The sequence below is a fragment of the Deltaproteobacteria bacterium genome (assembly GCA_030654105.1).
GTDB lineage: Bacteria > Desulfobacterota > SM23-61 > SM23-61 > SM23-61 > JAHJQK01.
The window spans coordinates 1-6,931 of the sequence record JAURYC010000201.1; the positions used below are offsets into that span (position 1 = coordinate 1).

Annotated in this window: 8 protein-coding genes; 2 read left to right on the forward strand and 6 right to left on the reverse strand. The window is 52.5% G+C overall.

All coding sequences use genetic code 11. The features are described from left to right. The first annotated feature begins 74 nt into the window (after window positions 1-74). On the forward strand, window positions 75-467 hold the full coding sequence (locus tag Q7V48_08300) for a four helix bundle protein (protein ID MDO9210736.1): 393 nt from the start codon (window positions 75-77) through the stop codon (window positions 465-467). A gap of 27 nt (window positions 468-494) precedes the next feature. Next, window positions 495-1,763: a (Fe-S)-binding protein gene (locus Q7V48_08305; protein MDO9210737.1), complete on the forward strand. Its 1,269-nt coding sequence runs from the start codon at window positions 495-497 to the stop codon at window positions 1,761-1,763. A gap of 56 nt (window positions 1,764-1,819) precedes the next feature. On the opposite strand, the gene Q7V48_08310 is transcribed toward Q7V48_08305, so the two are convergent. The 6 genes from Q7V48_08310 to Q7V48_08335 all read right to left on the reverse strand — a co-directional run. Next, window positions 1,820-2,095 (reverse strand): 4Fe-4S dicluster domain-containing protein, encoded by a 276-nt coding sequence (locus Q7V48_08310; protein ID MDO9210738.1) that lies wholly within the window; start codon window positions 2,093-2,095, stop codon window positions 1,820-1,822. A gap of 2 nt (window positions 2,096-2,097) precedes the next feature. Further along, window positions 2,098-3,402, reverse strand: coding sequence for an FAD-dependent oxidoreductase (locus tag Q7V48_08315; GenBank protein ID MDO9210739.1), 1,305 nt, complete (start codon window positions 3,400-3,402; stop codon window positions 2,098-2,100). 85 nt (window positions 3,403-3,487) lie between these two features. Further along, window positions 3,488-4,747 carry an electron transfer flavoprotein subunit alpha gene (locus tag Q7V48_08320; protein ID MDO9210740.1) on the reverse strand — a complete coding sequence of 420 codons (1,260 nt, stop codon included), beginning with the start codon at window positions 4,745-4,747 and terminating at the stop codon, window positions 3,488-3,490. 6 nt (window positions 4,748-4,753) lie between these two features. Next, a complete protein-coding gene (locus tag Q7V48_08325; GenBank protein MDO9210741.1) occupies window positions 4,754-5,293 on the reverse strand; it encodes a hypothetical protein in 540 nt (179 codons plus the stop codon). A gap of 30 nt (window positions 5,294-5,323) precedes the next feature. Beyond that, the gene (locus Q7V48_08330) at window positions 5,324-5,938 is read right to left on the reverse strand and encodes an indolepyruvate oxidoreductase subunit beta (GenBank protein ID MDO9210742.1); all 615 of its coding nucleotides are present in this window, start codon (window positions 5,936-5,938) and stop codon (window positions 5,324-5,326) included. Between the two features lies 1 nt (window position 5,939). After that, a partial coding sequence (locus Q7V48_08335) for a thiamine pyrophosphate-dependent enzyme (GenBank protein MDO9210743.1) occupies window positions 5,940-6,931 on the reverse strand: 992 nt, incomplete at its 5' end.

Below are 6,931 nucleotides of genomic sequence, written 5' to 3' on the forward strand. Positions count from 1 at the left end.
AGAAGGTCTTTGACCCCAATGGGATTATGAATCCGGGGAAGTTTGTTTGAGAAACAGTGTCAGTGTGAGTGTCAGTGATAAAAGATCAAAAGGAAAAAAATAAAATAAGCAGTGTTGAAGAACTTGAGGTTTTCAAGAGGAGCCATCAGCTTACTCTTGAAGTTTACAAAATCACTGAAAAGTTTCCCAAGAGTGAAAAATTTGGTCTTATTTCTCAGATGAGACGGGCGGCAGCATCGATTGCTACTAATTTAATAGAAGGGAGTCATAGATTAAACAGAACTGAATACCGTTATTTTGTGGGCGTTGCCAAAGGTTCGGCAGGTGAATTGAAATACCAATTTTTATTAGTCAAAGATTTGGGCTATCTTTCCGATAATGAATATTTAACTTTTAAAGCAGAAGTGGGTGAAATTAGCAGAATGTTGAGTGGTTTGGTTAAATCATTATCCAGCAGTCGCCACTGACACTGACACTATTTATACGGAGTTTCTATGTACTCTGAGCAAATCATGATCCAGGAGGCGGAGAAATGCTCGCGCTGTGGAGTGTGCGCCGCAGTCTGCCCGGTTTTTAGAGAATTGCAAAGGGAGACCTATAGTTCCCGCGGAAAAACGGAGATCGCCAAAGCCCTGGTCGCGGGAGAACTCCCGTATTCTTCTTACACGGAAGACATCTTTTCTAAATGTCTCCTCTGCCTGACCTGCAAAGGAGCCTGTCCGGCGGGCGTGGATCAGGGGAAGCTCATTCTGGGGATCCGCGCCGAGCTGGCCAAACGGAGAGGGTTGCCGCTTTCCAAGAAGATCGCCTTCAAGTATCTACTCAAAAATCGTTCTCTTTTCGAAAAAGCGCTAAAAGCCTTCTCCTATTTGCAGATGTTTGCACCCCCGAAGGGGGATGGACAACTGCGGCACCTCCCCTTTTTCCTTTCGGCCTTCGGCAAAAGAAGGTTGATCCCAGATCTAAGCAAAACTCCGCTCCGGAAGGAATTCCCCGAAGTGATACCTCCTTCCAAAGGGCCAGCCCAATTGCGGGCTGGCCTCTTCTCCGGCTGCTTCATCGATTTCGTGGATCCGGCCATTGGCCGCTCGCTCATCCGGGTGCTGGGCCGCCATGGGGTGGAAGTGGTTTTTCCCAAGAAGCAGACTTGCTGCGGTATCCCGGTTTTCATGTCGGGCGACCTGCAGAATGGGTTGGACCTGTTGAAAATGAACATCGAAGCCTTTGCCCCCTACAAGCTGGATGCGATAATCGTTGCTTGCGCTACCTGTGGGAGCGCCCTGAAGGAGAGTTATAAGACCCTGGTAGAGGGGGAGAGTCAGGAATGGAAAGATCGGGTTGGCGCCTTCAGCGGAAAAGTTCTGGACATAGCTGAATTCCTGACCCAAAAGATCAAGTTGACCAAGGGTGAGAAAGAATCGCTCCAGAAAGTGACCTATCACGATCCCTGCCATCTCAACCGCGGACAAGGAGTGTTGTCTCAACCCCGGGAGGTTTTGAAAAACCTTCCCGGCATCACTCTGGTGGAAATGCGCGATGCCCAACGCTGTTGCGGAGGCGGGGGCTCCTTTAGCTTCTACCATTATGATCTATCCCAACAAATCAGCCGGCAAAAGGTAGAAGACATCCAAGCTACCAAAGCCTCGGTGGTGGTCACTGGCTGTCCCGGCTGCATGCTGCAATTAAAGGACCAGCTGGGCCAGAAGAATTCCCAGGTGGAAGTAAAACACCTCATCCAACTGGTAGATGAAGCCGAAGCTTGAAAGAAAAGCGCCGTGCGTATAGTGCATAGCTCCCTACTCCCTGCTCCCTGCGTGGTTTATCCGAACTTATGGCTTACTCCGTATCCCCCCCTGGGGAACCGCCATTCTATGTTGAGATGGGGGCATCCGATGCGACAGGACCCACATTCCAGACAACCTTCGTAAGCAATGCTGATGCGGTCTTTCTCCAACCGATAAACATTTGCCGGGCAAAAATAGAGACAGGGCTGATCAGAACACTTGTGCTGGCACACAGAACCATCGATGATCCGCAGATGAGGCTCCTCATCCACCCGGAACCGGTCTAAAAAAAGTTTGTCTTCGACCTTCATTCTCATTTTACACTTCTCCAGCCATCCCAGAAAATCCTCAGGAGCCTCATAGGGGAAATTTTAGCTCGGAGTTGATTCCAGAGGACCTTCTGCTTCTCTTTTTTAGGAACTCCATTGACCGTGAGTATCTCCCTGGCTGCCTGACTGGCCCATTCCGGCAGAGAGGTGAATAATTCCGGATGGGTTTCGAGAAATTGGCCGAAACGCTTGTATTTTTTCAGATCTTTAAAAATGTAAGAATTCTGTAGCCGAGAAATATATCCCTGCAGGCCATGGCGGCTAAAATCTCCTTTCTCCAATGCCTCCAGCATCGCTTCGGCCGCAAACCGCCCCGAGGTCATAGCCAGGTTAGACCCTTCCCGGTGAAGGGTGTTGAATAACATGGCCGAATCCCCGCCAATAAGAAATCCATCCCCGCAGAGTTGAGGGATGGAATCGTACCCCCCCTCGGCAATCCAGTGAGCCATGTATTCTGTGGACTTGCCTCCCCGAATTAGGGGAGCTACCATGGGGTGTTCTTTGAAGTCTTCCATCATTTCGTAAGGTTTAACTTTGTGTTGTGCGAGATCGGACAGATTGGCCCCGATGCAGAGGGAGAGTGATTTTCGGTTGGTGTAGATTACGGCAATCCCATTCATGCCCTTGGTGACCACGCCAAGGATCTCGATGGTCACGCCGTTGTTAGGCTCCACGTTGAATCGTTCCTGGATCTGCTCTTCGCTGAGTTCGATCACTTCTTTCACTGCCAAGGCCACCTGGTGAGGCTTAGGTTCAGGACGAAATCCTGTTTTCGCAGCCAGAGGTGAATTGACCCCATCCGCCAGGAGGACAAGTTTCGCCCGAAGGTCTCCATCCGCGCGGTCAGTTTGTACTCCTACGATTCGATTTTGGTCGTCCCGCAGCAGGTCGGTGACCACGGTTCCACAGGCCATCAGGGCGCCCTTTTTTTTCGCCTGTTCCGCAAACCATCGGTCGAATTTAGCCCTGCCCACGGTAAATACATTCTGTTTCCGCTCTTGGGCAAATATTTGATTCCTGTAAGAAAGGCTGTATCCCCCATCCTTGGATAGGTACCAGAGCCTGGACTCAACGATGTTCCGTTCGATGGGGCAGTTTTGGGCAGGAAAATCCGGGAGGATCTGGTACAGGTCATACCCATAGAGGACACCTCCGGAGATATTCTTGGACCCGGGGTATTCGCCACGTTCTACGACAATGGTCTTGACGCCTTGGTCAGCCAGAAGGCAGGCCGCCGATATGCCGGCCGGCCCTGCCCCGACAATGGCCACATCAAAGGCCTCTTTCATCTTTACTCCAAGCAAGTGTGAGTGTCAGTGTGAGTGTGAGTAAAAGAATAGCTTTTGATCCGTATTTTTTGACTGACACTGACACTCACACTGACCCTAATTTTTTCTTTAGGCTGGCGACCAGCGCCGGGACTACCTGCGAATAGTTCCCTACCAGCCCAACGTCGGCTACCCGAAAGATCGGTGCCTGGGGATCAGAATTAATGGCCAATATCTTTTCGGAGCCTTGCATGCCTTCTATATGCTGGACAGCTCCGGAAATTCCAACTCCAATGTATAACTTGGGAGCCACTGTTTTCCCTGTCTGACCAACCTGTCGTTCATAGGGCATCAATCCAGATTCCACAACCGGCCGGGAACAAGCCACTACCCCCCCAATCAAATCAGCCAACTCCTGAAGCATGGGCATGGAGGCTGGGTCGCAAGCCCCCTTTCCAGCCACGACAAGGGCAGGGGCTTGGCCAATATCCACACTGCCGGCCTGGGGGGTCTCCTTTAGGAAATCAATAATTTTGGCCATTTCCCCTGCGGGCGGATTCCACGGCTGAAAGTGAATATCGCCCTTAGGATTGGAATCCTTTTCTGAGGCTTTCATTATCTTTTGCCTGACGGTACTCATTTGGGGGCGATGCTCCTGACAGTAAATGGTGGCCATGATGTTGCCCCCGAAAGTCGGCCGCGTCATTAGAAGATATCCCTTTTCTTCATCAATATCCAAAGCGGTGCAATCGGCGGTGAGGCCTGTATTTAGATGAGTGGCCACACTTCCAGAAAGATCCCTCCCCAGAGGAGTGGCTCCAAGCAAAAGAATCTCCGGCTTGATTCGCCGACACAGGTCCGCGAGGGCTTCCCCGTAAGTTTGGGAGAGATAGCTTTGGAGCAAGGGATTATCGATTACTTGAACTTCTTCGCAACCATAGGCGATGGCTTCTTCCGCGATCTCTTTCATTTGGTACCCCAGGAGAAGGCCGATTACCCTCGCCTTTCTTTTGGCGGCCAACTCCCGCCCTTTTCCTATTAGCTCCCAGGAGACCGGGGCTCCCCGGCCGTTCAGAACTTCGATGAAGACGGCCACACCTTGGTAACCAACCAGGCCCTCCGTGAAATCTTTTTTTCTTTCCTGGGTTACCTTTTGGCGCCTTTTCTTTTCGAAGCGAACAGCCCCCACCGGACAGACTTCAGAGCATTTTCCGCATCCGACGCAGGCTTCCGGGTCGATAACCGCCACCCCCTCCGCTGAAAGCCGGATGGCACCCACCGGGCATTCGCTCAAACAAATCTGACAGCCGATGCAGGAGTCAGGGATAATTTTGGCTACTTCCAATCCTTTAGTATTCCTGGGCATATGATTTCAGGCCTCCCAATGAGAGAGAAACTGGGAAGCGAACTTCTTATCGGCCAGGAGAGCCTCAAGGGATTTCTCCACAGCCCCCTGAAGATCTTCGTGGGCATAGAACTTAGGCCCCCCTTCCCGTACCGGTGGAGAAAAGATCTTTTTCACCCAGGTGGGTGAGCCCTTCAATCCCAACTTTTGTGGGTCCGCTTGGATGTCTTCTGCCTTCCAAACTTTCACTTCAGACCGCAGGGAACGGATCAGCAAAGGGAGGGAAGCCCGCCTGGGTTTGGCCAGCTCCAATTCGGCAGTCACCAAGGCTGGTAAAGGTCCACGGATCACTTCTATCCCTCCTTCCACCTTTCTGCAAACCTGTATCTGTCGTTTATTTTCGTCGATCCACTGGATGGCGACTACATAGGTTAACTGGGTATATCCCAGCCGGGTGGCTATGTTTGGTCCGGTCTGGCCCGTGTCACCGTCGATAGCCTGCTTTCCGCAAAGGACAAGGTCTACAGGGAGATGCCGGTTTAACCTCTCACCAGCAGCTGAGTCAATTCTTTGCTATGACAGGATGGAAAGTTGGTCTTAGAAACCTTGAGTCATTTCCATGCCGCGCTTGAAGGCTTTGAGGTTATCAGCAACCTGGGCAGCCGGGAAGCTCTCCCGGATGATTTCTTCAAAGGCCTTCCGCTCCAAAGGAATGAGCTGGGTGCCGGCCAGAGCGCCGACCATGATGATGTTGGTAAAGATGGGTGAGCCGTAAGAGAGGGCCATCTCTGTGGCGTCGATGAACCAGGCTTTCCGGGCCAATTCATAAATAGTCTGCTTGATTTTCTCCCAGGAGGGATACTCCGCTTCGCCTACGGTTACAGCCGTGGGGTAGATGGGGCGGGAGTTCACCACGGCGGCCACCGACGGGTTCCCGTACTGGCCGATCACCCGCAAGGCTTCCACCGGTTCCAGGGCGACGACGATGTCGGCCTGCCCTTCAGGAATGAGAGGGCTGTGCTGGGATTCTTTGGATATCCGCAGGTGGCTCATCACCGCTCCGCCCCTCTGGGAAGCTCCGTAGGTTTCTCCGATGGTTACATAAAAATTTTCTCTAACCAGGGCGCGGCCGACCAGCTGGGAGGCCAAAACGTTACCTTGGCCACCTACGCCCGTGATGATCAAATTCAATGGGTCTTTGGCAAGGTTCATTTCAATTTTCCTCTCGGATAATAGCAGATTGGGGACAAATGTCGGCGCAGACACCGCAGCCGGTGCAGATGGCTTCGTCGGTCTGGGATTTACCCTGCTCCTTGTTCCAGATTAACCCCGGACATTTGAAAATCCGGGTGCACAAGCGGGCGCAGCCACAGGATTCCCCCAAACATTTTTCCGGGTCTATATGTACTTTGTATTGGGCTTTCTCTTCCTTGGCCTTGACCAGGGCGCATTTCCGGCGGGAAATGAGCACTCGGACTCCACCTTCTTCGTTGATCAAATCCAAAATTTTTTCTGTCGTATCCTGAAGATCGAAAGGATCGCAGGTCTCCACACGAATCCCCAGGGCCGCGCAAAGCTTCTCGATATCCACGACCGGCGCCGGAGATCCAGTGGCGGTCTCGCCCGTTCCGGCATGGGGCTGGAAGCCGGTCATGGCGGTAGCACTGTTGTCCAAGACGACCATGACGAAGTTGGATTTGTTGTAAACACCATTGATCAGCGCAGGGATGGCGGCATGAAAAAATGTGGAATCGCCGCAAACCGCAAGTACGGGCTGGTCAAACCCGAACTTGTGCAGCTGGCCAAAGCCTGTGGCCAACCCCGTACCCGATCCCATGGCGTGCATGGTTTTGAGCTGGAAAAATCCTGCCGGGCCCAAACCGAGCGAATAGCAGCCAATATCTCCCGTAACGAACCCTCCCCGTCCATCAAGCTTGAGTGCCGCCTTGATGGCCCAGAAAGTAGCGCGATGCGGGCAGCCGGCGCAAAAACTCAGATCCCTATTGGGGACCAGCGCCTTGGTCATCTCTAAAGCTTTCCCCCCGTACCCTGCTTCTCGGGGCGAATAGGATTGATTCATCACTTTGGCCAAGGCATTGATAATCAGGTCAGGGCTGATCTCGCCGAACGAGGGAACGTGCCCCGAACCCTTTCCGTAGAAGGTCCAGGAGCCGATCTCCGGCGACCACTCCGCGGCCAGCTCTT